Below are 21,572 nucleotides of genomic sequence, written 5' to 3' on the forward strand. Positions count from 1 at the left end.
GTGAAGCATTTCGGCCTGGGTGGCAACACCGGATCAAACAAGAACAGCCAGGTCCCTGAAATGACAAAAGTAACCTCGTTGCCGGCCGACGACAGTTCGTGCGGCTGGTATCACCTGAGCCCCAGGCGCACGCCGCGGCCCGCGCACACCGGCACCAGCCGCGCCCGCTGGGTGGTGCTGGGCGCCGGCTATGTCGGCCTCGCCGCCGCACGCCAGCTGGCACTGAACTTCCCCGATGAGCAGGTCCTGCTGATCGAGGCCCAGGAAGTCGGCTTCGGCACCGCCGGTCGCAACGCCGGCTTCGCCATCGACCTGCCCCACGACATCGGTGCCGAGGACTACATCGGCGACATCGGTATCGCCAGGACCTGCCTGCGCCTGAACCTCACCGGGCAGAACTACCTGAAGGACCTGGTCGCCGCACACAACATCGATTGCCAGATGAAGTTCTGCGGCAAGTACCAGGCCGCCGTCGAGGACCGCGGCATCGCCGTGCTCGACGCCTATCGCCGTGGCCTGGAAAAGCTCGGCCAGCCCTTCGAGGTGATCGAAGGCGCCGACCTCCCCGAGCATATCGGCACGCACTTCTACCGCAAGGCGCTGTTCACCCCGGGCACCGCGCTGATCCAGCCATCGGCGCTGGTCAAGGGCCTGGCCGAGAGCCTGCCGGGCAACGTCGTCCTGTACGAGAACACGCCGATCCTCGACGTCGAATACGGCGACAAGACCTTGCTGCGCCATGCCCGCGGCAGCATCATCGCGGACAAGCTGGTACTGGCCAACAACGCCTTCGGCGGCCACTTCGGCTTCCTCAAGGGCGCCATGCTGCCGATCTTCACCTACGCCAGCCTGACCCGGCCGATGACCGGGCAGGAACAGGCGCGTCTGGGCGGCAAGCCGTACTGGGGGGTGATCCCCGCCGACCCGTTCGGCACCACGGTGCGACGCACCCCGGACAACCGCCTGCTGATCCGCAACAGCTTCAGCTTCAACCCCGACGGCCGGGCCAACCGCAAGTACCTGGAGCGTTACGTCGAGCGCCACAAGGCCTCCTTCGACCGGCGCTTCCCGATGCTCCCGGAGGTTGGTATCGAGTACACCTGGGGCGGTGCGCTGGCCATGTCGCGCAACCACGAGAGCTACTTCGGCCAACTGGCCCCGAACGTCTACGGCGCGCTGTGCTGCAACGGCCTGGGCGTCACCCGCGGCACCGCCACCGGCAAACTGCTGGCGGACTGGCTGGCCGGAAAGAAGAACGAACTGATCGACTTCCTCCTGCGCTCGCCGGGCCCCAACGCCAACCCGCCGCAACCGTTCCTGTCGTTGGGCGTGAATGCGAGCCTGAAGTGGGGACAGATGCGAGCCGGCAAAGAAAGCTGAGCAAGGTGCTGGTCCCCCTGTAGGAGCGTGGCTTGCCCGCGAAGGAGCGCAAAGCGCTCCCGAAAATCACCCGGCCAGTTGAAATAAAGAAGCAGCAAACAGTGTCGCGCCGGCCCGGCGCGTGTTTACGGACTGAAGTTCCTTTTCAGCGCCGCGGACCCGCTCGGCCGGAAAACAGGTTCGATAGTGCAGGAAACAATAATGACAACTTCCAATCAATCCGTTGAAGACGTACCGCTCAACCGCTTTCACCAATTGCTCACCGCGCGCTCCGGCGGCGGCTCGTTCGTCGATGGCTACGTGCTCAGCATCATCGGCGTGGCCATGGTGCAGATGTCCGCCGGCCTGTCCCTGAGCGCCTTCTGGCAAGGCATGATCGCCGCCTCGGCGCTGATCGGGATCTTCTTCGGCGGCTTCCTCGGCGGCGCCCTGACCGACCACTTCGGGCGCAAACGCATCTTCTTCGTCGGTCCGACCCTGTTCATCCTCGGTTCGCTGGCGCAGTTCTGGGTCGAATCCGGGCCCATGCTGTTCGCCCTGCGCTTCCTCATCGGCGTCGCGGTCGGCATCGAATACCCGGTGGCCACCGCGCTGCTGGTGGAATTCCTGCCGAAGAAATACCGCGGCCCGCGCCTGGCCACCCTGACCATCCTGTGGTTCGCCGGTGCCGCCTTCGCCTATATCGTCGGCCACTTCCTCCTCGCTTCCGGCGACGAGAATGCCTGGCGCCTGGTGCTGGCCAGCCCGGTGGTGATCGGCGCGATCCTCTTCGCCCTGCGCACGGGTACCCCGGAGTCGCCACGCTGGCTGCTGAGCAAAGGCCGCGCGAAGGAGGCCGAGGCGATCATCAAGCAGGTCTACGGCCAGACCTTCTCCCTGAAGAACCTGCCCGAGCAACCCCGGGAACAGAAGGTGTCGTTCCTCAACCTGCTGCACTCCGGCTACGGCAAACGCATGCTGTTCGTCAGCATGTTCTGGTCGTGCTCGGTGATCCCGGTGTTCGCCGTGTACTCCTTCGCGCCGAAGGTCCTCGAAGCGCTGAACCTGAAAGGTGACTGGGCGTCGTTCGGCTCGGTGGCGATCACCCTGCTGTTCGTCATCGGCTGCATCATCGCCACCCGCCTGATCAACCGCATGGGCCGGCGCAGCATGCTGATCCACAGCTTCCTCTGGTCCGGCCTGGCCCTGCTCGGCCTGGCCTCGATGCACGACGGCTCGCCGACCCTGGTGCTGGTGCTGTTCGGTGCCTACGCCCTGTTCATCGGCGGCGCCCAGGTGCTGCAACTGGTGTACCCCAACGAACTGTTCCCCACCGAGATCCGCGCCGTGGCCGTGGGCGTCGGCACCTCGCTGTCGCGTATCGGCGCCGCCGTCGGGACCTGGCTGGTACCGATGTCGCTGCAGAGCTTCGGCATCGCCCAGACCATGTATGCCGCCGCCATCGTCACCCTGATCGGTCTGCTGTTCGCCTGGGCCCTGGCCCCGGAAACCCGTTCCCTGACTCTGCAACAAGCCGCCTCGCTTGGCTGAGCGCGGCTCGAAACTTCCTTGCGTCCAACTGGAGAGACCCACATGAAATTCGCAGGCATCTACACCCCCGCCGTCACCCCGCTGAACGCCGACGGCAGCATCGACAAGGCCGGCTTCGCCGACGTCCTGGACTACCTGGTCGAGTCGAAGATCCACGGCATCATCATCGGCGGCTCCACCGGCGAGTACTACGCCCACACCGCCCAGGAGCGCGTCGAACTGGCCGCCCAGGCCAAGGACGTGATCAATGGCCGCCTGCCGCTGATCGTCGGTACCGGCGCGATCCGCACCGAAGACTCGGTGGCCTTCGCCAGGCACGCGAAGGAAATCAAGGCCGACGCGCTGCTGGTCGGCACCCCGCCCTACGCCCTGCCGACCCAGCAGGAGATCGCCGTGCATGTGAAGGCCGTCGACGCCGCCGCCGACCTGCCGATCATGCTCTACAACTACCCGGGCCGCATGAGCGTGAGCATGGGCCCCGAGTTCTTCGATGCCGTGGCTGACGTGAAGAACATCGTCGCGATCAAGGAAAGCTCCGGCGACATGAACCAGCTGCACCGCCTGGCCACGAAGTACCCGCACATCTCGCTGTCCTGCGGCTGGGACGACCAGGCCCTGGAGTTCTTCGCCTGGGGTGCCGACAGCTGGGTCTGCGCCGGCTCCAACTTCATCCCGAGCGAGCACGTGGCCCTGTACGAGGCCTGCGTGATCGAGAAGGACTTCGCCAAGGGCCGCCGGATCATGGCCGCCATGATGCCGCTGATGGACTTCCTCGAAGGCGGCAAGTTCGTCCAGTCGATCAAGCATGGCGTCAGCCTCAACGGCCTGCGTACCGGCGGCGTGCGCGCCCCGCTGCAAGGCCTGGACGCTGCCGAACAGGCCGAGCTGGCCCAGGTCGTCGCCACCCTGAAAAGCACCATCGCTACCATCGTCGAGGGCAAGTGAAATGGCCGAACTGCTGAGCAAGGCGGAATACGTGGCCCTGGCCGCGAAACTGCAACCACGTAACCAGGCCTTTATTGACGGCGAATTCCGCGACGCCATCGGCGGCCGCACCTTCGTCACCACCAACCCGGCCACCGGCGAGAAGCTGGCCGAAGTGGCTGCTTGCGATGTGCAGGACGTCAACGTTGCCGTTGCGGCGGCCAAGGCTGCCTTCGAAGACGGTCGCTGGAGCGCGCTGACCCCGGGTGCCCGTAAAAAGGTCCTGCTGAAGTTCGCCCAGCTGCTGGAAGACAACACCCATGAACTGGCCGTGCTGGAAGCCCTGGACAGCGGCAAGCCGGTCAGCGAGTGCCAGAACGTCGACGTGCCGGAGACCATCCACACCCTGCGCTGGCACGCCGAGCTGATCGACAAGATCTACGACGCCACCGCACCGACCGGTTCGGCCGCGGTGACCCTGGTGGTGCGCGAGGCCATCGGCGTGGTCGGCCTGGTGCTGCCGTGGAACTTCCCGCTGCTGATGCTGGCCTGGAAGATCGGCCCGTCGCTGGCCGCCGGTTGCTCCATCGTGGTCAAGCCGGCCAAGGAAACCACCCTCACCGCCCTGCGCGTCGCCGAGCTGGCCCATGAGGCGGGCATCCCCGCTGGCGTGTTCAACATCGTCCCCGGCGGCGGTCGTGAAGCCGGCGAAGCCATCGGCCGGCACATGGACGTGGCCATGGTCAGCTTCACCGGTTCCACCGATACCGGACGCCTGTTCCTCAAGTACGCCTCCGAGTCCAACCTCAAGCGCGTGGTCCTGGAACTGGGTGGCAAGAACCCGGCCGTGGTCATGAACGACTGCGAAGACCTCGACTCGGTGGCCCGGTTCGTCACCGCCGGGGCCTTCTGGAACATGGGCGAGAACTGCTCCGCCTCCTCGCGCCTGATCGTCCACAAGGACGTCAAGGACGAACTGCTGTCGCTGATCTCCAAGCATGTGAAGGACTGGAAACTGGGCGACCCGCTGGACCCGGACAACCGCCTCGGCGCCATGGTCAGCAAGGCGCACTTCGACAAGGTCCGTTCCTACCTGGAATACGCCGCCGAGCAGAAGCTCAGCGTCGCCCTGGGTGGCGAGACCCGGGATGGCGTGTACGTGCAGCCGACCATCGTCGATGGCGTGGCCCGCGACAGCCGCCTGTTCGTCGAGGAGATCTTCGGCCCGGTGCTGAGCGTGACCACCTTCGACACCATCGACGAAGCCATCACGCTGGCCAACGACACCATCTACGGCCTGGCCGCCTCGGCCTACACCGGCAGCCTGCGCAATGCCCTGCGCCTGTCGCGGGAGATCCGCGCCGGTGTGGTCACGGTCAACTGCTTCGGCGAAGGCGATGCCTCGACGCCGTTCGGAGGCTACAAGGAGTCCGGATTTGGCGGTCGCGACAAGTCGATCTGGGCGCATGATCAGTACACGGAGCTGAAGACCATCTGGATCGACGCTTCGTGAGCTGAAACCCGGGTGCTGTTCTGACGGAGTTCGGCACCTGACCCGGCCACCGCCCCACGCAGGCGGTGGCCACTCTTCTCCACTTCGCGGTACAGCGAACGAGCAGCACGGCCCGTGCAGGCCACTACAACGCTGCGGCGCTGACGGTTCCCGAGTCTTCGGGCGACCACACAATTCCCATACCCAAAAACCCGTCCGCACGACCGCCGGAGAGCGCTCGCGTGCGTACCCATGCACAGACTTTCTACTGCCCATGCTCGCCTCGAACGTTTCAACCCACAGCTCCACCCTCGGTCATCGCAATGCGCTGATCGTGGCCCATATCGCCGCCGTGCTCTTCGGTCTTACCGGCATCCTCGGCGCCCTTATCCACTCGTCCGCCTCGGTCATCACCTTCGGTCGCGCGGCCTTCGCCGTGCTCGCCCTCGGGGCCGTGGCGCAGTTGCGGAAACGCGGTGTGTTCCACCAGTTGAACTGGCGCAAGTTCGGCGTCATGGCCTTCAGCGGCGTGCTGCTGACCTCGCACTGGGTGAGCTTCTTCATCGCCATCAAGGTCGGTGGCGTGGCCGTGGCGACCCTTGGTTTCGCCAGCTTCCCGGCCTTTATCGCGGTGCTCGACCTGCTGGTGTTCCGCGAGCGCATCGGCGCCAGCGAAAGCCTGCTGTTGCTGCTGGTCAGCCTGGGTCTGGTGCTGGTGGTGCCGTCCTTCGACCTGCTCGACCAGGGCACGGTCGGCCTGCTCTGGGGCCTGGGTTCGGGCTTATCCTTCGCCCTCCTGGCGATCACCAACCGCCGTGGCCTGCAGGGCATGAACGCGGTGCAGGTGGCGTTCTGGCAGAACCTCACCGTGGCCGTGCTGGTGGCGCCGTTCGCCCTCGATACGCTGCTGGTGCATGGCCTGAGCCACAGCGACTGGATCTACCTGGCGATGCTGGGGATCTTCTGCACCGGGCTGTCCCAGTACCTGTTCGTCAAGAGCCTGGAAGGGCTGGAGGCGCGCAGCGCGGGGATGATCATCGCCCTGGAGCCGGTGTATGCGATCGCCTGCGCCTGGTGGCTGTTCGGCGAGCAGCCGTCGCTACGGATGGTCGCGGGCGCGTCGTTGATCATCCTCGCCACGGTGCTCTCGGCGTGGGGGAAATTGACGGCGGAGCAGGTGCATTGAGTTAGTGAGCGTGGCTACACAACTTTGATGGTCTGGCGGGGAACCGCATGAAGGCCGCCAGGTGCCTGTCTTGAGTCTTGCAGCGCCCTCAAGATCGAGCGCCGCCCGCGCGGCGCATCGCGGGCAATGCCCGCTCCCACATCGGTTGCAACGCGCCATGGCCTGTGGGATTTGAGTTGCCAGCCTTTGTCTTGCGGCGATGTATCGCGGGGAGGCTGTTGGGCTCGACTCGGTATCGAGTCGAACCAACAAGGCGGTCAACCATGGCCTGACAGACATAGGTACGTTGCAACCGATGTGGGAGCGGGCATTGCCCGCGATGCGCCGCGCGGGCGGCGCTCGATCTCAAGGGCGCCGCAAGACTCAAGACAGGCACCTCGCGGCCTTGATGCAATTTCCTGTCAGGCCTTCGGAGTTGTGCAGATACCCATACCCCTCAAGGCTGCAGCTCCGGCGCAGGGCGGCGGAAACCGCGTGTCAGCCAGGCAAGGTACATCACGCCGAAGCCAAGCCAGCAGACCCCGATGCCAATCGCCGTCGTGCTCAGCTGGCTGACCAGGTAAAGGGTCACGCACATACCCAGCAGTGGGAACAGCAGATAACTCACAAGCCCAAGGCGCTGCTGCTGCCGAGCACGATAGAAGTAGCAGATCACACACAGGTTCACCGCGCTGAAGCCCAGGAAGGCACCGAAGTTGATGAACGAGGTGGCCATTTCGAGGGTGAGGTTCAGACCCAGCAAGCCGATCACGGCAGTGAACATCAGATTGAAGACCGGCGTCCCGGTCCTGCGATCAAGCGCACCGAACGGTTTGGGCAGGATGTCGGCCCGGCCCATGAAGTACAGCAGGCGACTGGTGCTCAATTGCACGATGAGACCCGAAGCGAAGCCGGAGATGATGAAGCCGAGGTTCAACCAGTCCGCGAAGATCTGCCCACCGACGTTGACGGACATGAGATAGGCGGCAATCTGGGCATCTTCGAATACGCCACCGGGATGGACCAGCTGCATGATGTACGCCACAAGCGCAAACAGCAGGCCCGCCGTTGCCATCACCAGGACCACCGCCCGCGGGATGTTGCGCCTGGCGTCGCGGGTTTCCTCGGCCATGGTGGTGACCGCATCGAAGCCCAGATACGAATAGGCCGCCACCGCCGCCGCGGCCGATACCCCAACCCAGGTGCTGCTGGCGTTCCAGAGCGGCGCGGTCAGGGAAACCGGTGACTCGTGCATCAGGTGGATCACGCACAGGACCACGAACAGCAACACCAGACCGATGCCCAACCCGGTCAGCACCTTGTTCGTCCGGTCGGCGAGGGTCAGCCCCAGGATATTTACCAGCGTGGTCAGCCCGATGTTGATCAGCATCCAGCCCCAGAAGGGTATCGCGGGGAACTGCACATTGAGAAAGACCGACTGGACCAGCCAGGCGACCATGGGCATGAACAGATAGTCCAGCAACACCACCCAGCCGACCAGAAACCCCAACCGACCGCCGAGCATTTGCCGGGCGTAGAAATAGGCCGACCCGGACACGGGAAACAGCCTGGCCATCTTGGCGTAACTCAATGCCGACAACAGCATGGCACCGGTGGCCAGCAGGAAGGCGCTGGGCGCCGTGCCGGCGCTGCGCTGGGCAATGACGCCGAAAATGACCAGCACCAGGCTGGGCGCCATGTAGGCCAGACCGAACAGCACCACCGAGGTCAGGCTGAGCCGGGCGGTCAATTTGACGGGATTGTCGGCCATGTCAAAGCTCCCTTTCGAACATGAAGGGGAGGACGGCGAAGAGGGGCGACTCGCGGCCCCCGGAACGTGAATCGATCAGGCGGGTATCACGGTTGTCGAGGTGGGTGACGATCAAGTCTGCAGAGAGGGTCATGCTTACTCCGGTCAAGCGGATTTTTGTTATGCGAACGGCCAGCGGCGCGGCAATCAGGTGCCGCTCTTCACCTTGCTCCAGACCCGGGTGCGCACGCGCTCCAGTTTGAGCGGCAGCGTTTCGAGCGGGTACAGCGTGTCCATGACGTCCTTCGGCGGGTAAACCGCCGGGTTGTCGCGCAGTTGCGGATCGATGAAGGCGCTGGCGTCCTTGTTGCCATTGGGATAGCCGAGGTAGTCGGAGCTCTTGGCGATCACCTGCGGACGCAGCATGTAGTCGATGAACGCATAGCCTTGCTCCGGGTGAGGGGCATCCTTGAGCAGCACCATGTTTTCAAACCAGACCGGCGCGCCTTCCTTCGGAATGCTGTAGGCCAGCTTGACGCCATTGTCGGCACGGTCCGCCGTGGTCTTGGCGTTGTAGACCGAGCCTCCCCAACCGACCACGGCACAGATGTCGCCATTGGCCAGGTCGGTGGTGAACTTCGAGGAGTCGAAATAGCGGATGTACGGACGGATCTTGAGCAGCAGCGCCTCGGCCTTGCGGTAGTCCTCGGGGTTCTTGCTGTTGGGTGGCAGGCCCAGGTAGTTCAGCGCAATCGGCACGATTTCCACGGGCGCATCCAGCATCGCCACGCCGCACTTGCTGAGCCTGGCGATGTTTTCCTCCTTGAAGATCAGGTCCCAGGAATCCACCGGCGCGTTCGCCCCCAGCAGTTGCTCGACCTTGGCCTGGTCATAGCCGATCCCCGTCGTGCCCCACATATAAGGAACGGCGTAGCGGTTGCCCGGATCGTTGCCTTGCTGCTTTTCCAGGATCTCCGGGGCCAGGTGCGACCAGTTGCCCAGCCGTTCACGATCCAGTTCCTGGATCACCCCGGCCTTGACCAGGCTGGGCAACAGGTCGTCGGGCACCATCACCACGTCATAGCCCGTGCGCCCGGCCATCAGCTTGCTTTGCATCACTTCGGCATTGTCGAACGCATCCCAGAGCAGCGAGATACCCGTATCCGCCTGGAACTCCCTGGGGGTTTCCGGGGCAAGGAAGTCGGACCAGTTGTACAGGTGCACACGGGCCGGCTCCGCCCAGGCGGGGTTCAAGTGGGTGCCGAGCAATGCGATGAGACCGAACTTCAGTAAACGATGGAGGGGCATGGAAGGCTCCTGACGGAGTGCCGGTCTGCGACCGTGCAGTCCGCTGACTGTCGCTGGATTATTGTTGTCGTTAGCGCGAGCCCGAGGGTCGTGGGCGCGTGAAGCCTTGTTCAGGGAATCAGCAGTTCGCGTCGGCCATCGGGATGCTCGATACGCTCACCCGGCAGCTGGAAGCGCTGGTCCGCCCGGTAGTCGTAGACCGCCCGGGCATCGGCCAGTTGGGTCATGTCCAGCTGGATGACATGACGGCACTCCTGCCGCCCACTCTCCAGCAACATCTGCCCGAACGGGTCGACCACCGCACTGCCACCGGCGAACACCATATTCCCCTCACCCTCCCCGACCCGGTTGACGACCACCGCGAACACCTGGTTCTCCTGAGCACGGGCGGTGACCGAGGTGCGGTGCACATACCCGTAGGGTTCCATGTTGGCATCGGCGATCAGGATCAGTTCGGCGCCCAGTGCCGCCACGGCCCGGGCGGTTTCCGGGAACTCGGTGTCGTAGCAGATCAGCAGGCCGATACGCACGCCGCGCCACTCGACGGTGCCGTAGCGGTCGCCGGGCAACACCAGCCCGGGCTCGGAGACCCACAGGTGGGTCTTGCGATAACTGAGCTGAATCCCTTCGGGGGTGATGAACAGCGTCGTGTTGTAGTAGCGCCCGCCATCGTTCTCGATCAGCCCCACGACCACCGCCACCTTGCGCTCACGCACCGCCTGCTGGATGGCCAGGACACTGGGGCTGTCCACCGCCAGGGCCTGTTCGGCAATGTTGTCGTGGCTGAGGAAGCCGGTGATCTGCGCTTCGGGAAAAACCATGATGTCGGTGCCTGGCGCGCAGTGGCTGATGGCGTCCAGGGTACGGCGCAGATTGTAGGCGGTATCGCCATCGCGCCCCGCCAGTTGTAGAAGTTCGAGCTGCATATTCGGGCCTTGTTATCGGGCTGAATCCCGGTCAGGAAGTAAGTGACTTTTGCAAAAGGTCGATGCAATTATGCGTTTTCCCCGCCTATTGCCTATCACGTCGAGGGGTTAACCCCAGGGAGTACATGCATGACACCCACGCTCCAGGACATGGCCTGGCATCGCGCTGCAGGCCACGTGATCGAACACCTGGACAAGGCTGATTTCTGGAGAACCCTGAGCCGCCTGATAGGCGAGTACGTACCAGTCGATAACTGGGCGGTGCTGTTGTTCAGCGATGGTTGCCCGTTCGCATTCGCGGAAAGCCCGTACGAGGGAGAGGGCCCCGACCCGCTGTTCCACGACTACATCAAGGGCATGTACCTGCTCGACCCGTTCTACATCGCCAACCGCGAACAGCCGGCAACCGGGCTGTTCCGCCTGGCGGACGTGGTGCCGGAGCGCTTCAGGGACACCGAATACTACGAGCGCTACTTCAACCACTACGTGAAGCAGGATGAACTGCAGTACAACGTGCGACTCGATGAAGTGCGCAGCCTGTGCCTGTCGCTGGGCAGCCGGCAGGTGTTCACGCCCGAGCAGGTTTCGCTGCTGGAGATGATTCGCCCGTGGGTCGTGGGCCTGATGCGCCAGCGCATGTTTTTCGAGGGGGCGATGCCGGAAAGCACGCCGCGCCAGGCGCCGCGCTGGCAAGCCAACCTGGAAGAGGCCATGGTGCGCCTTGGCACACCACTGACCGCCAGGGAACTGGAGGTGATCCGCCTGATCCTCAGCGGCTGCTCGAACAAGGAAGTGGCCGCCAAGCTGGGCATCTCGGCGGAGACCGTCAAGGTCCACCGCCGGCATGTCTACGCGAAGCTGAACATAAAATCACCGCAGGAACTGTTTTCGCTGTTCCACAAGGTCCAGGTTGAAAGCGCATGACGGTGGAGGGGGCGATCCGCGATCCCGCTTATATCGGCAAACTGCGCCGCACCACCTCGGCGAAATAGCGTGCCCCGGTGGCCAGGATCCCGTCATTGAAGTCGTAGCAGGCATTGTGCAACGGCGTCCCGCCCGCCTCGTCCTCCGCGCCATTGCCGATGAACACGAAGTTCCCCGGCACCTGCTGGAGAAACGCGCCGAAGTCCTCGGAAATCATCATCGGCGCCACCTCGGCATCCACCGCCGCCTCACCCACCACCGCCCGCGCCGCCGCCACCGCCAGCGCGGTGTTCTCGGCCCAGTTCACCGTCGGCGCGAATTCATGGCTGTACTCGAACTCGCAACGGGCACCATTGGCCGCGCAGATGCCCATGCAGATCTCGCGCATCCGCGTCTCCAGCAGGGCCTGCACCACCGGGCTGTAGCTGCGGGTATCGCCCTTGATGGTGACATTGGTGGGGATCGCATTGCGGATGCCATCGGTCACGAACTCGGTGCACGAGACCACCGCCGACAGCCCCGGATCGACATTCCTCGCCACCACCGTCTGCAACGCCACGACGATCTGCGCCCCGGTCAGCAGCGGGTCGATGCCCATGTGCGGCCGCGCCGCATGGGTGCCACGGCCCTGGATGCGAATGACGAAGTTGTCCTCGCTGGCCATGATCCCGCCGGCCCGCGTGGCGATATGCCCCGCCGGCATCCCCGGCATGTTGTGCGCGCCATAGAGGGCATCCACCGGAAAGCGCTGGAACAGCCCGTCGGCCATCATCGCCTTGGCCCCGCGCCCATGCTCCTCGGCCGGCTGGAAGATGAAGCGCACCGTGCCGTTGAAGTCGCGCTGGCGGCACAGCAGGTCGGCGGCGCCGAGGATCATCGCCATATGCCCGTCATGCCCGCAGGCGTGCATCTTGCCGGCGATACGCGAGGCATGCTCGCGCTGTGGCGCCTGTTCGTGGATGTTCAGCGCGTCCATGTCGGCGCGCAGGCCGATCACACCTCTGCCCTCGCCCACGCTCAGGCTGGCGACCAGGCCGGTGCCGCCGATGCCGCGATGCACCTGAAGGCCCATGCCCTGAAGAATCCCGGCCACCCGCTCGCTGGTATCGACTTCCTCGAAGCCGGTTTCGGGATGGCGGTGAAAGGCGTGGCGCCAGTCTTTCAGGCGTTGTTCGAATGTGTCGCTCATGCTCGGGCTCTCTCTCAGGAAATCACGGGTTGGACCGAAGGGGTCGGCGTGGCGTCGTCGGCGTCAGCGCGCCAGGCCACGCTCTCTTGCAGGTAACGGGTGCGATAGCCGCTGCGCACGCCGGCGTAGTAGAAGGCCAGGGCCAGCGCCGCCACCACCAGCATGTCCCAGCCCGTGGGCAGCAGGCCGATGCCGCCGAAGTCGCGGCTGCCCAGCCAGGACACCAGGGCCATGGCCGGCAGGAAGCCGATCAGCCAGAGCGCCGCGCGCAGGTCCTGGGCAAAGCCCGTCCAGCCGGCCTTGGCCTGGAACCAGAAGAAGATCGGCAAGGCGCCCACCACCAGCAGAATCACCTGCCCGGTCAGCGGCCAGCGCGCCCAGTACAGCACCAGCGCGGCGCAGACGAAGGCGAACGGCGCGATCACCCGCATGCCCTTGATCACCAGCGGGCGCGGTACGTCCGCCGCGCTGCTGCGCAAGGCCATCAGGCTCACCGGTCCGGTCAGGAAGGAAATGATCACCGCCACCGAGATCACCGCCGCCAGCGCGCCCCAGCCGCGGAAGAAGAACAGGAAGACGAAGGACACCGCCAGGTTCAGCCACATCGCCGGACGCGGCACGCCATACAGCGGATGCAGGCGGCCGAAGACTTTCGGCATGGTGTTGTTGCGCTCCATGGCGTAGATCATTCGCGCCGTGGTGGCGGTGTAGATCGAACCGGTGCCGGAGGGACTGACGAAGGCATCCAGGTACAGCAGCATGGCCAACCAGTTGAGGTTCAGGGCCAGCGCCAGTTGCGCCAGCGGCGAATCGAAACTCAGGCTGTGCCAGCCCGCGGCGATGCTGTCGGGACTGACCGCGCCGATGAAGGCGACCTGCAGCAGCACATAGATCACCAGGGCGATCAGCACCGAACTGATCAGCGCGAAGGGAATGCTGCGCCCCGGATTGCGCGCCTCGCCGGCCAGGCTGACCGGGCTCTGGAAGCCATTGAAGCTGAACACGATGCCACTGGCCGCCACCGCGGTGAACACCGCCGACCAGCCGTAGGGCGCGAAGCTGGCCTGGCTGCCGTCGCCGAAATTGTCGGCGTTGAACCCGGCCCAGATCAGCGCCACGCCAGTCAGCGCCGGAACGATCAGCTTGAACAGGGTGATCGCGGTATTGGTCCGCACGAACAGTTTCACGCCCCAGTAGTTGAGGCCGAAATAGACCAGCACCAGCACCGCGCTGGCCCACAGCCCCGGGGTGGTCAGTTCGCCGTGGGCGACCATGGCCCGGGCCCAGGGATAGTCCCAGGAGGCCATGTACTGGATCGAGGCGATGGCTTCGATGGGGATCACCGAGACGATGGAAATCCAGTTGGCCCAGGCGGCCATGAAGCCCACCAGCGAACCGTGGGAATAGCGCGCATAACGCACCATGCCGCCGGATTCGGGGAACATCGCGCCCATTTCCGCATAGGTCAGGGCAATCGCCAGGACCACCACGGCACCGATGATCCAGGCCAGGATCGCCGCCGGCCCGGCGATGGCCGAAGCATGCCAGGCACCGAACAGCCAGCCCGAGCCGATGATGGAACCGAGGCCCGTGAGCATCAGGGACCAGGGTCCGATATTGCGCTGGGTAGTGTGCATAGGGTTCTCCGTTGTTGTTTTTGTCTGGAGCAGGACACGTCGGATCAGGCTGCGTGGGGCCTGATCCGACGTGGGAAAAGAGGGAGAAAAGCGAGGGTCAGGCGCGGGCCGACCACTCGCGCTGGCGGGCGCGCACGGACTCGGCGGACTCGCCCACCAGTTCGGCGTAGACACCCGGTGCGGTGGCGCCTTCGGTGCTGATCAGCAGGACCCGCGAGTTCGCGTCCAGGCCGAGATCCTTGGCCAACGCCGGTGCGGCGGCCAGGCGTTGCAGCGCGGCCAGGCCGGCCACCGCCGACTCGCCGGCTTCCAGCGGGATGTCGCGGGCACTGCCGGCGGCCAGGCGACGCATGGCGGTCACCGCCTCGTCGTCGTCCAGGGTCATGAAGAAGTCCACGCAGGGCTGCAGGAACCGCCACGCCAGCGGCGAGGTTTCCCCGCAGGCCAGGCCGGCCATCACCGAGTCCACCGAACCGCTGGCCTGCGTCGCGCGGCCGGCCAGGGCGCTCTGGTACAGGCAGTCGGCCTGTGCCGGCTCGACCACGACGAAGGTCGGCCGCTGCGCATCCTGCAATTCCCAGAAGTAGCTGGCGATCCCGGCAGCCAGGCCACCGACGCCGCCCTGCAGGAAGACATGGGTGAAGCCCTGCTCGCAGGCCTCGACGATCTCCGCGGCAATGGTGCCGTAGCCCTGCATCACATCCCGGGGAATTTCCTCGTAGCCGTCATAGGAGGTGTCGGACACCACCAGCCAACCATTGCGGAACGCCAGCGCCGCGGCCTCCTGCACCGACTCGTCGTAGTTGCCGGCGATACGCACGATCTCGGCGCCGTAGGCCGCGATGGCCTGCTCGCGCTCGACGCTGACATTGGCGTGCAGCACGATCACGCAGCGGCAGCCCAGGCTCCGCGCGGCGGCGGCCAGGGCGCGACCATGGTTGCCATCGGTGGCGCTGATCACGGTGAAGTCGGCCAACTGGTCGGCGTACGCGCCGGCGAGCAGCCCGCGGACATTGAAGTTGTGCTCGGGGAAGCGCCGCAGGGCCAGGCGCACCAGGGCGATCGGCGCGCCGAGGGCCTTGAAGCTGCCCAGCGCCGAGCGCCGCGACTCGTCCTTGACCAGCAGTTGCCCCACGCCCAGCTCGGCGGCCAGGTCCGGCAGCACATACAGCGGCGTGGCGCCGGGGTTGAGGCCGGCCCAGTGCGACAGCCAGTCGCGACTCTGGCGGGCCTTGTCGATGCTCATGATCTCGCGCAGCGCTTCGGGATAGGCGGCGCGGGTGACGTTGGGGTTGGCTAGCAGCATATCGGTCTCCTTCGGGCAAAGCGGGGCCGTCACCCACGGCGCGGGGCCATGGGCGTTGGCGGGAAAGGGAACGTCAGGCGAGTCGGCGGGCGACCACGTCCAGCAGAACTTCGGCACCCAGCAGCAACTGCGCAGCGTCGGTGTGTTCGCGAGGGTTGTGGCTGATACCGCCGCGGCTGGGCACGAAGATCATCGCCGCCGGGGCGATGCGCGCGATCATCTGCGCGTCGTGGCCGGCACCGGAGGTCATGCGCCGGTGCGTCAGGCCCAGGCGCGAGGCGCTGGCTTCGATCTGCCCGGCCAGGTCACGGTCGAAGTCCACCGGTTCGAAACGCACCAGGCGTTCGCTGGAAATCTTCACACCCTCCTCGGCGGCGATACGTTCGAGGAAATCGGCGAAGCGCCGTTCGGCCTGGCACAACCGTGCTTCGTCCGGATCGCGCAGATCGACGGTGAACACCGCCTTGCGCGCAATCACGTTGATCACGTTGGGTTCGAAGGCGATGCAGCCGGTGGTGGCCAGGGTCGTGCCCGCGGAGTCGCGGGCGATGGCGCGGGCCTCGGCCACCGCGGCGCAGGCCACGTAGCCGGCGTCGTGGCGCAGGTGGGTCGGCGTGGTACCGGCATGGTTGGCATTGCCCTGCACCGTGACCTGCTGCCAGGAAATGCCCTGGAGGTTTTCCACCACGCCGATCTGGATGCCCTCGGCTTCGAGGATCGGGCCCTGCTCGATATGCAGCTCCAGGTATTCATGGGGCACGATGGCGCCGGGCTGCAGGTCGCCGGCGTAGCCGATGCGGGCCAGTTCGTCGCCGAGGCGGGTGCCGTCGGTGCCGATCGTGTCCAGCGCCACCTGCACGTCCAGGCCGCCGGCGTAGACCAGCGAGCCCATCATGTCCGGCTGGTAGCGCACGCCTTCTTCGTTGCTGAAGGCGCCGATGGTGATCGGTCGCGACGGCAGCACGCCCGCCACCCGGTAGGCACGGGCCACCGCCAGCCCGGCGAGCACGCCGTAGCAGCCGTCGAGGGCGCCGGCATTGGTCACGGTGTCGATGTGCGAGCCCATCATCAACGGCGCCAGGTTTGCGCCGGAGGCGGCGGGCGCCGCGGGCAAGGTGCCGAAGATATTGCCGATGCGGTCGACGCGCACGTCCAGGTCCAGTTCCTTCATCCAGGCCACCACCTGGTCGCGACCGGCCTTTTCCGCGTCGGTCAGGGCGATGCGGGTGCGACCGCCGTGCAGCGGGTCGGCGCCCAGTTCACCGAGGATGCGGATCTGGTCGAGCAGCAGCGCGCCATCGAGCTGAAGGTTCATCAAGGTACTCCGTGGGTGTTCGTCGATGAGGTAAATGCTATTTCAACGTGATGCACTTATTTCTTGATTTTCACCCGGGAAATGAAATTTTATTCCGCATTCATCCGCTTTCAGGAAATCCCCCACCATGAGCCTCGATCCCTTCGACCTCGCCCTGCTCGACGCCGTGCAGCAGGACGCCACCACCTCGCAGCAGGAGCTGGGCGAGCGGGTCAACCTGTCTCCCGCCGCGGTCAATCGCCGGCTGAAGAAGCTCAATGCCGATGGCGTGATCCGCGGGAGCGTGGCCCTGGTCGACCCGGTCGCGCTCGGTTACGGGCTGACGGTGATCACCGAAGTGGAAGTGGAGAACGAGCGCCTCGACCTGCTCGACGCGATGAAGCGCGCCTTCCTCGCCTGCCCGCAGGTGCAGCAGTGCTATTACGTGGCTGGCGAATGCGATTTCGTGCTGATCATGGCGGTGCGCAACATGGAGCAGTACACCGAACTGACCCGCACGCTGTTCTTCGAGAGCAACAACGTCAAGCGCTTCAAGACCCTGGTGTCGATGAGCAATGTGAAGGTGGGGCTGAATGTGCCGGTGGTGGTTCTGTAGGCGCTGGTTTGCCGGGAAATAGCGCGAGGGCTGGCAGGTGCCTGTCTTGGGGTCTTGCGGCGCCCTTGAGATCGAGCGCCGCCCGCGCGGCGCATCGCGGGCAATGCCCGCTCCCACATCGGTTGCAACGTGCCATGGCCTGTTGGATTTGAGTTGTCAGCCTTTGTTTTTTCGGCGATGCATCGCGGGGAGGCTGTTGGGCTCGACTCGGTATCGCGTCGAACCAACAAGGCGGTCAACCATGGCCTGTCAGACATAGGTACGTTGCAGCGAATGTGGGAGCGGGCATTGCCCGCGATGCGCCGCGCGGGCGGCGCTCGATCTCAAGAGCACTGCAAAACTCAAGACAGGCACCTGACAGCCCTGATGCATATCCCCACCAGACCTTCAAAAAGGCGCCCCTCCCCCAATCCAGCAACTGCGGCTAGGCTTCGCGATCAGCGCTCCCTCATCCTGTGCCCCATCGCACAACCACCCCAGCCGGTACCCCGCAGATGTCCAGCCCCTACGCCACCCGCTTCGCCACCGTCCTCGCCTACATCGACGCCAACCTCGAAGGCGACCTGTCGGTGAAGACCCTGAGCCAGGTGGCGAACTTCTCGGCGTACCACTTCCACCGCCAGTTCAGCGCCTACGTCGGCGTGCCGGTTGCCCGCTACGTGCAACTGATGCGCCTGCGCCGCGCGGCGCGGCGGCTGGCCGGGCAGGCGGAATATTCGGTGCTGGCGGCGGCGCTGGACGCCGGTTTCGAAAGTCCCGAGGCATTCAGCCGGGCCTTTCGCCGCGACTTCGGCACCAGCCCCAGCGCCTTCCGCCAGCAACCGGAATGGCAGGTGTGGAATGCGGTGTTCGCCATCCCCCACTTCTCAAGGAGCATCAGCATGCAAGTGAAGATCGTCGAGTTCGCCGAGGTCCGCGTCGCCGCCCTGCAACACCTCGGCCCGCCCGGCCTGGTCCAGGACAGCGTGCGCCGCTTCATCGACTGGCGCCTGCACAGCGGCCAGTCGCCGGTGGCCAGCAGCCGCACGTTCGGCATCCCGTTCAACAACCCGGATACCACCCCGCCGGAGGAATTCCGCTTCGCCGTGTGCGGTGAGATCGAGGAAACGGTCAAGCCCAACGACTTCGACATCGGCGAGCTGCGCATCGCCGGCGGTCGCTACGCGGTGGTACGCCATCACGGCTCGCCGGACACCATCAGCGAAACCATCTACCCGGTGTACCGCGACTGGCTGCCGGCCAGCGGCGAGGAACTGCGCGACGAGCCGCTGTTCTTCCACTACCTGAGCGTGTTTCCGCAAACACCGCTGGAGCAGTGGCAGACCGATATCTACGTGCCCCTGCAATAGGCTGTCACCTGCCTGCCACGCAGGCCTTTTACCATCGGCGGCACAACCGTGAACGAGGCGCACCATGTTGCTGACCGATGACTCCCTGATCCAGCGCATCTACCACGAGCTGGTCGACCACAGCGATGAAGAACTCGAACTGGAACTGGCCGAAGACGCCGGGCACCTCGACGAGCTGTTCGACGAAAACCTCCCCGACAGCCCGGAAAAAGCGGCGCGCCGCCGCTATTTCCGCGAGCTGTTCCGGCTCCAGGGCGAGCTGGTGAAGCTGCAGAGCTGGGTGGTCAAGAGCGGCCAGAAGATCGTGATCATCTTCGAAGGCCGCGATGCCGCCGGCAAAGGCGGTGTGATCAAGCGCATCACCCAGCGCCTCAACCCGCGGGTCTGCCGGGTCGCCGCGCTGCCGGCGCCGAACGACCGCGAACAGACCCAGTGGTACTTCCAGCGCTACGTGCCGCACCTGCCGGCGGCGGGCGAGATCGTCCTGTTCGACCGCAGCTGGTACAACCGCGCCGGGGTCGAGCGGGTCATGGGGTTCTGCAACGACGAGCAGTACGAGGAATTCTTCCGCAGCGTGCCGGAATTCGAACGCATGCTGGTGCGCTCCGGGATCACCCTGATCAAGTACTGGTTCTCGATCTCCGACCTGGAGCAGAACCTGCGTTTCCTCAGCCGCATCCACGACCCGCTCAAGCAGTGGAAACTCAGCCCCATGGACCTGGAGTCGCGGCGACGCTGGGAGGCCTACACCAAGGCCAAGGAAATCATGCTCGAACGCACCCATATCGACGAGGCGCGCTGGTGGGTGGTGCAGGCCGACGACAAGAAGAAGGCCCGCCTCAACTGCATCAGCCACCTGCTCGCCCAGGTGCCCTACGAGGAAGTGGAAGCGCCGAGCGTGTCGCTGCCGCAACGAGTGCGCCAGGCCGACTACAGCCGCACGCCGACACCGGACGTCCTGATCGTGCCGGAGGTCTACTGAGCCCAAGGCGCGACACAACTTGTAACATCCTCTTCCGATAATCGCCGGTGTCGCCACTCACCGGTATCGGAACATGGACACCAGCACTCTCGCTTCACCCTCTTCGATCGCCGAGGGCCAGCGCCCTCGGCTCAGCCACAAGCCCGGGCTGGTCGCCTCGGCCCTGTTCGTCGTGCTCCTCCTCGCCGGCATCGGCTTCTCGGCGTACAGCCTGGTCCATGACGTCGGCGAAATGAACGCTGTCATCACCACCTGGACGCCCTTTCTGCTGCTCGGCATCGCCCTGCTGATCGCCCTCGGCTTCGAATTCGTCAACGGTTTCCACGACACCGCCAACGCGGTGGCCACGGTGATCTACACCAACTCCCTGCCGGCTCACTTCGCGGTGGTCTGGTCCGGAGTGTTCAACTTCCTCGGCGTGCTGCTGTCCAGCGGCGCGGTGGCCTTCGGCATCATCGCCCTGCTGCCGGTGGAGCTGATCCTGCAGGTCGGGTCCGCGGCCGGCTTCGCGATGATCTTCGCCCTGCTCATCGCGGCGATCCTCTGGAACCTCGGCACCTGGTGGCTGGGCCTGCCCGCCTCGTCGTCGCACACCCTGATCGGTTCGATCATCGGCGTCGGCGTGGCCAACGCCCTGATGCACGGCCGCGACGGCACCTCCGGGGTGGACTGGGCGCAGGCGACCAAGGTCGGCTACTCGCTGCTGCTGTCGCCGCTGGTGGGCTTCGTCTGCGCCGCCCTGCTCCTGCTGGCACTGCGCCTGCTGGTGAAGAACCGCGAGCTGTACAAGGCGCCGAAAGGCGACACACCGCCGCCCTGGTGGATTCGCGGCCTGCTGATCCTGACCTGCACCGGGGTGTCGTTCGCCCACGGTTCCAACGACGGGCAGAAAGGCATGGGCCTGATCATGCTGATCCTGATCGGCACCCTGCCGATGGCCTATGCGCTCAACCGCACCATGCCGGAAAGCCAGGCCACGCAGTTCGCCGCGGTCGCCGAGGTGACCCAGCAGGCCCTGCAGCGCAGCGCCCCGCAGTCGGCCCCGAGCGAGCCGCGTCCGGTACTGGAGACCTACGTGCGGACCAGGCAGGTCACCCCCGAGCTGGTGCCGGCGCTGGCGCTGCTGTCCGGGCAGATCGGCGCTCAGGTCAAGGGCTACGGCTCGCTGTCGAAGGTGCCGGCGCAGGCCATGGCCAACGTGCGCAACGACATGTACCTGGCCTCGGAAGCCATCCGCCTGATAGACAAGGACAAGGTCGGCAACTTCGATGCCGATACCACGTCCAAGGTGCAGGCGTTCAAGAAGCAGATCGACGACGCCACCCGTTTCATCCCGCTGTGGGTCAAGGTGGCCGTGGCCATCGCCCTGGGCCTGGGCACCATGGTTGGCTGGAAGCGCATCGTCATTACCGTTGGCGAGCGCATCGGCAAGACCCACCTGACCTATGCCCAGGGTGCTTCGGCGGAGACGGTGGCGATGCTGACCATCGGTGCGGCGGACATCTACGGGTTGCCGGTTTCCACGACCCAGGTGCTGTCCTCGGGCGTTGCCGGGACCATGACCGCCAACGGCACCGGCCTGCAATGGGCCACGGTGCGCAACCTGCTGATGGCCTGGGTGCTGACCCTGCCGGCGGCGATCCTGCTGTCGGGTTGTCTGTACTGGATCTTGAGCAAGCTGTTCTGAGGGGTGTCTTTTCGGGCCTCATCGCGGGCAATGCCCGCTCCCACAAGGACTGCGTGCACCACCGAATCCTGTGGGAGCGGGCATTGCCCGCGATGAGGCCCTGAAGAACAACA

The 21,572-nt window shown here is 65.4% G+C and carries 18 protein-coding genes; 10 read left to right on the forward strand and 8 right to left on the reverse strand.

Annotated features, from left to right (window positions below; genetic code table 11):
* Positions 1 to 60 precede the first annotated feature (60 nt).
* The 5 genes from CHB99_RS12855 (at position 61) to CHB99_RS12875 (ending at position 6,512) form a co-directional block, all read left to right on the forward strand.
* Positions 61 to 1,380: an NAD(P)/FAD-dependent oxidoreductase gene (locus CHB99_RS12855; RefSeq protein WP_042130240.1), complete on the forward strand. Its 1,320-nt coding sequence runs from the start codon at positions 61 to 63 to the stop codon at positions 1,378 to 1,380.
* A 201-nt stretch (positions 1,381 to 1,581) separates the two neighbouring features.
* Positions 1,582 to 2,910: an MFS transporter gene (locus CHB99_RS12860; protein WP_042130225.1), complete on the forward strand. Its 1,329-nt coding sequence runs from the start codon at positions 1,582 to 1,584 to the stop codon at positions 2,908 to 2,910.
* A gap of 42 nt (positions 2,911 to 2,952) precedes the next feature.
* On the forward strand, positions 2,953 to 3,855 hold the full coding sequence (locus CHB99_RS12865) for a dihydrodipicolinate synthase family protein (RefSeq protein ID WP_042130224.1): 903 nt from the start codon (positions 2,953 to 2,955) through the stop codon (positions 3,853 to 3,855).
* Position 3,856: 1 nt separating this feature from the next.
* Positions 3,857 to 5,347 carry an aldehyde dehydrogenase gene (locus tag CHB99_RS12870; protein ID WP_042130221.1) on the forward strand — a complete coding sequence of 497 codons (1,491 nt, stop codon included), beginning with the start codon at positions 3,857 to 3,859 and terminating at the stop codon, positions 5,345 to 5,347.
* A 253-nt stretch (positions 5,348 to 5,600) separates the two neighbouring features.
* Positions 5,601 to 6,512, forward strand: a complete 912-nt coding sequence (locus CHB99_RS12875; protein WP_042130219.1) for a DMT family transporter — start codon at positions 5,601 to 5,603, stop codon at positions 6,510 to 6,512.
* A 436-nt stretch (positions 6,513 to 6,948) separates the two neighbouring features.
* Here the strand turns inward: CHB99_RS12875 and CHB99_RS12880 are convergent, their stop codons facing one another.
* The 4 genes from CHB99_RS12880 to CHB99_RS12890 form a co-directional block, all read right to left on the reverse strand.
* Positions 6,949 to 8,262 (reverse strand): APC family permease, encoded by a 1,314-nt coding sequence (locus CHB99_RS12880; protein WP_042130471.1) that lies wholly within the window; start codon positions 8,260 to 8,262, stop codon positions 6,949 to 6,951.
* Position 8,263: 1 nt separating this feature from the next.
* Positions 8,264 to 8,395, reverse strand: a complete 132-nt coding sequence (locus CHB99_RS30330; RefSeq protein ID WP_281177200.1) for a hypothetical protein — start codon at positions 8,393 to 8,395, stop codon at positions 8,264 to 8,266.
* Between the two features lie 53 nt (positions 8,396 to 8,448).
* The gene (locus CHB99_RS12885; RefSeq protein WP_042130473.1) at positions 8,449 to 9,549 is read right to left on the reverse strand and encodes a polyamine ABC transporter substrate-binding protein; all 1,101 of its coding nucleotides are present in this window, start codon (positions 9,547 to 9,549) and stop codon (positions 8,449 to 8,451) included.
* A gap of 110 nt (positions 9,550 to 9,659) precedes the next feature.
* Complete coding sequence (locus tag CHB99_RS12890; RefSeq protein ID WP_042130476.1) at positions 9,660 to 10,475, reverse strand: carbon-nitrogen hydrolase family protein; 816 nt, start codon at positions 10,473 to 10,475, stop codon at positions 9,660 to 9,662.
* 129 nt (positions 10,476 to 10,604) lie between these two features.
* On the opposite strand from CHB99_RS12890, the gene CHB99_RS12895 reads away from it, so the two are divergent.
* Positions 10,605 to 11,399: a helix-turn-helix transcriptional regulator gene (locus CHB99_RS12895; RefSeq protein ID WP_042130478.1), complete on the forward strand. Its 795-nt coding sequence runs from the start codon at positions 10,605 to 10,607 to the stop codon at positions 11,397 to 11,399.
* Between the two features lie 28 nt (positions 11,400 to 11,427).
* On the opposite strand, the gene CHB99_RS12900 is transcribed toward CHB99_RS12895, so the two are convergent.
* The 4 genes from CHB99_RS12900 to CHB99_RS12915 form a co-directional block, all read right to left on the reverse strand.
* Entirely contained in the window at positions 11,428 to 12,588 is a 1,161-nt protein-coding gene (locus CHB99_RS12900; protein WP_042130481.1) for a M20 aminoacylase family protein, read from the reverse strand.
* A 14-nt stretch (positions 12,589 to 12,602) separates the two neighbouring features.
* On the reverse strand, positions 12,603 to 14,225 hold the full coding sequence (locus CHB99_RS12905; RefSeq protein ID WP_042130483.1) for an APC family permease: 1,623 nt from the start codon (positions 14,223 to 14,225) through the stop codon (positions 12,603 to 12,605).
* A gap of 97 nt (positions 14,226 to 14,322) precedes the next feature.
* Positions 14,323 to 15,531, reverse strand: coding sequence for a diaminopropionate ammonia-lyase (locus tag CHB99_RS12910; protein ID WP_042130485.1), 1,209 nt, complete (start codon positions 15,529 to 15,531; stop codon positions 14,323 to 14,325).
* Positions 15,532 to 15,604: 73 nt separating this feature from the next.
* Positions 15,605 to 16,846, reverse strand: a complete 1,242-nt coding sequence (locus CHB99_RS12915) for a Zn-dependent hydrolase (protein ID WP_042130487.1) — start codon at positions 16,844 to 16,846, stop codon at positions 15,605 to 15,607.
* 127 nt (positions 16,847 to 16,973) lie between these two features.
* Between CHB99_RS12915 and CHB99_RS12920 the strand changes: the two genes are divergently transcribed.
* The 4 genes from CHB99_RS12920 (at position 16,974) to CHB99_RS12935 (ending at position 21,459) form a co-directional block, all read left to right on the forward strand.
* Entirely contained in the window at positions 16,974 to 17,441 is a 468-nt protein-coding gene (locus CHB99_RS12920; RefSeq protein ID WP_042130489.1) for an Lrp/AsnC family transcriptional regulator, read from the forward strand.
* A 494-nt stretch (positions 17,442 to 17,935) separates the two neighbouring features.
* The gene (locus tag CHB99_RS12925) at positions 17,936 to 18,790 is read left to right on the forward strand and encodes an AraC family transcriptional regulator (RefSeq protein WP_042129487.1); all 855 of its coding nucleotides are present in this window, start codon (positions 17,936 to 17,938) and stop codon (positions 18,788 to 18,790) included.
* A 64-nt stretch (positions 18,791 to 18,854) separates the two neighbouring features.
* Positions 18,855 to 19,772, forward strand: a complete 918-nt coding sequence (gene ppk2, locus CHB99_RS12930) for a polyphosphate kinase 2 (RefSeq protein ID WP_042129485.1) — start codon at positions 18,855 to 18,857, stop codon at positions 19,770 to 19,772.
* 73 nt (positions 19,773 to 19,845) lie between these two features.
* Positions 19,846 to 21,459 carry an inorganic phosphate transporter gene (locus CHB99_RS12935; RefSeq protein ID WP_042129484.1) on the forward strand — a complete coding sequence of 538 codons (1,614 nt, stop codon included), beginning with the start codon at positions 19,846 to 19,848 and terminating at the stop codon, positions 21,457 to 21,459.
* Positions 21,460 to 21,572 lie beyond the last annotated feature (113 nt).

The sequence above is a fragment of the Pseudomonas japonica genome, assembly GCF_900188455.1.
GTDB lineage: Bacteria > Pseudomonadota > Gammaproteobacteria > Pseudomonadales > Pseudomonadaceae > Aquipseudomonas > Aquipseudomonas japonica.

Excerpts from the sequence above, each read along its gene's own strand:
- CHB99_RS12855 (WP_042130240.1), top strand. The coding sequence starts at position 61 with ATGACAAAAGTAACCTCGTTGCCGGCCGACGACAGTTCGTGCGGCTGG.
- CHB99_RS12860 (WP_042130225.1), top strand. The coding sequence starts at position 1,582 with ATGACAACTTCCAATCAATCCGTTGAAGACGTACCGCTCAACCGCTTT.
- CHB99_RS12865 (WP_042130224.1), top strand. The coding sequence starts at position 2,953 with ATGAAATTCGCAGGCATCTACACCCCCGCCGTCACCCCGCTGAACGCC.
- CHB99_RS12870 (WP_042130221.1), top strand. The coding sequence starts at position 3,857 with ATGGCCGAACTGCTGAGCAAGGCGGAATACGTGGCCCTGGCCGCGAAA.
- CHB99_RS12875 (WP_042130219.1), top strand. The coding sequence starts at position 5,601 with ATGCTCGCCTCGAACGTTTCAACCCACAGCTCCACCCTCGGTCATCGC.
- CHB99_RS12880 (WP_042130471.1), bottom strand. The coding sequence starts at position 8,262 with ATGGCCGACAATCCCGTCAAATTGACCGCCCGGCTCAGCCTGACCTCG.
- CHB99_RS30330 (WP_281177200.1), bottom strand. The coding sequence starts at position 8,395 with ATGACCCTCTCTGCAGACTTGATCGTCACCCACCTCGACAACCGTGAT.
- CHB99_RS12885 (WP_042130473.1), bottom strand. The coding sequence starts at position 9,549 with ATGCCCCTCCATCGTTTACTGAAGTTCGGTCTCATCGCATTGCTCGGC.
- CHB99_RS12890 (WP_042130476.1), bottom strand. The coding sequence starts at position 10,475 with ATGCAGCTCGAACTTCTACAACTGGCGGGGCGCGATGGCGATACCGCC.
- CHB99_RS12895 (WP_042130478.1), top strand. The coding sequence starts at position 10,605 with ATGACACCCACGCTCCAGGACATGGCCTGGCATCGCGCTGCAGGCCAC.
- CHB99_RS12900 (WP_042130481.1), bottom strand. The coding sequence starts at position 12,588 with ATGAGCGACACATTCGAACAACGCCTGAAAGACTGGCGCCACGCCTTT.
- CHB99_RS12905 (WP_042130483.1), bottom strand. The coding sequence starts at position 14,225 with ATGCACACTACCCAGCGCAATATCGGACCCTGGTCCCTGATGCTCACG.
- CHB99_RS12910 (WP_042130485.1), bottom strand. The coding sequence starts at position 15,531 with ATGCTGCTAGCCAACCCCAACGTCACCCGCGCCGCCTATCCCGAAGCG.
- CHB99_RS12915 (WP_042130487.1), bottom strand. The coding sequence starts at position 16,846 with ATGAACCTTCAGCTCGATGGCGCGCTGCTGCTCGACCAGATCCGCATC.
- CHB99_RS12920 (WP_042130489.1), top strand. The coding sequence starts at position 16,974 with ATGAGCCTCGATCCCTTCGACCTCGCCCTGCTCGACGCCGTGCAGCAG.
- CHB99_RS12925 (WP_042129487.1), top strand. The coding sequence starts at position 17,936 with ATGTCCAGCCCCTACGCCACCCGCTTCGCCACCGTCCTCGCCTACATC.
- ppk2 (WP_042129485.1), top strand. The coding sequence starts at position 18,855 with ATGTTGCTGACCGATGACTCCCTGATCCAGCGCATCTACCACGAGCTG.
- CHB99_RS12935 (WP_042129484.1), top strand. The coding sequence starts at position 19,846 with ATGGACACCAGCACTCTCGCTTCACCCTCTTCGATCGCCGAGGGCCAG.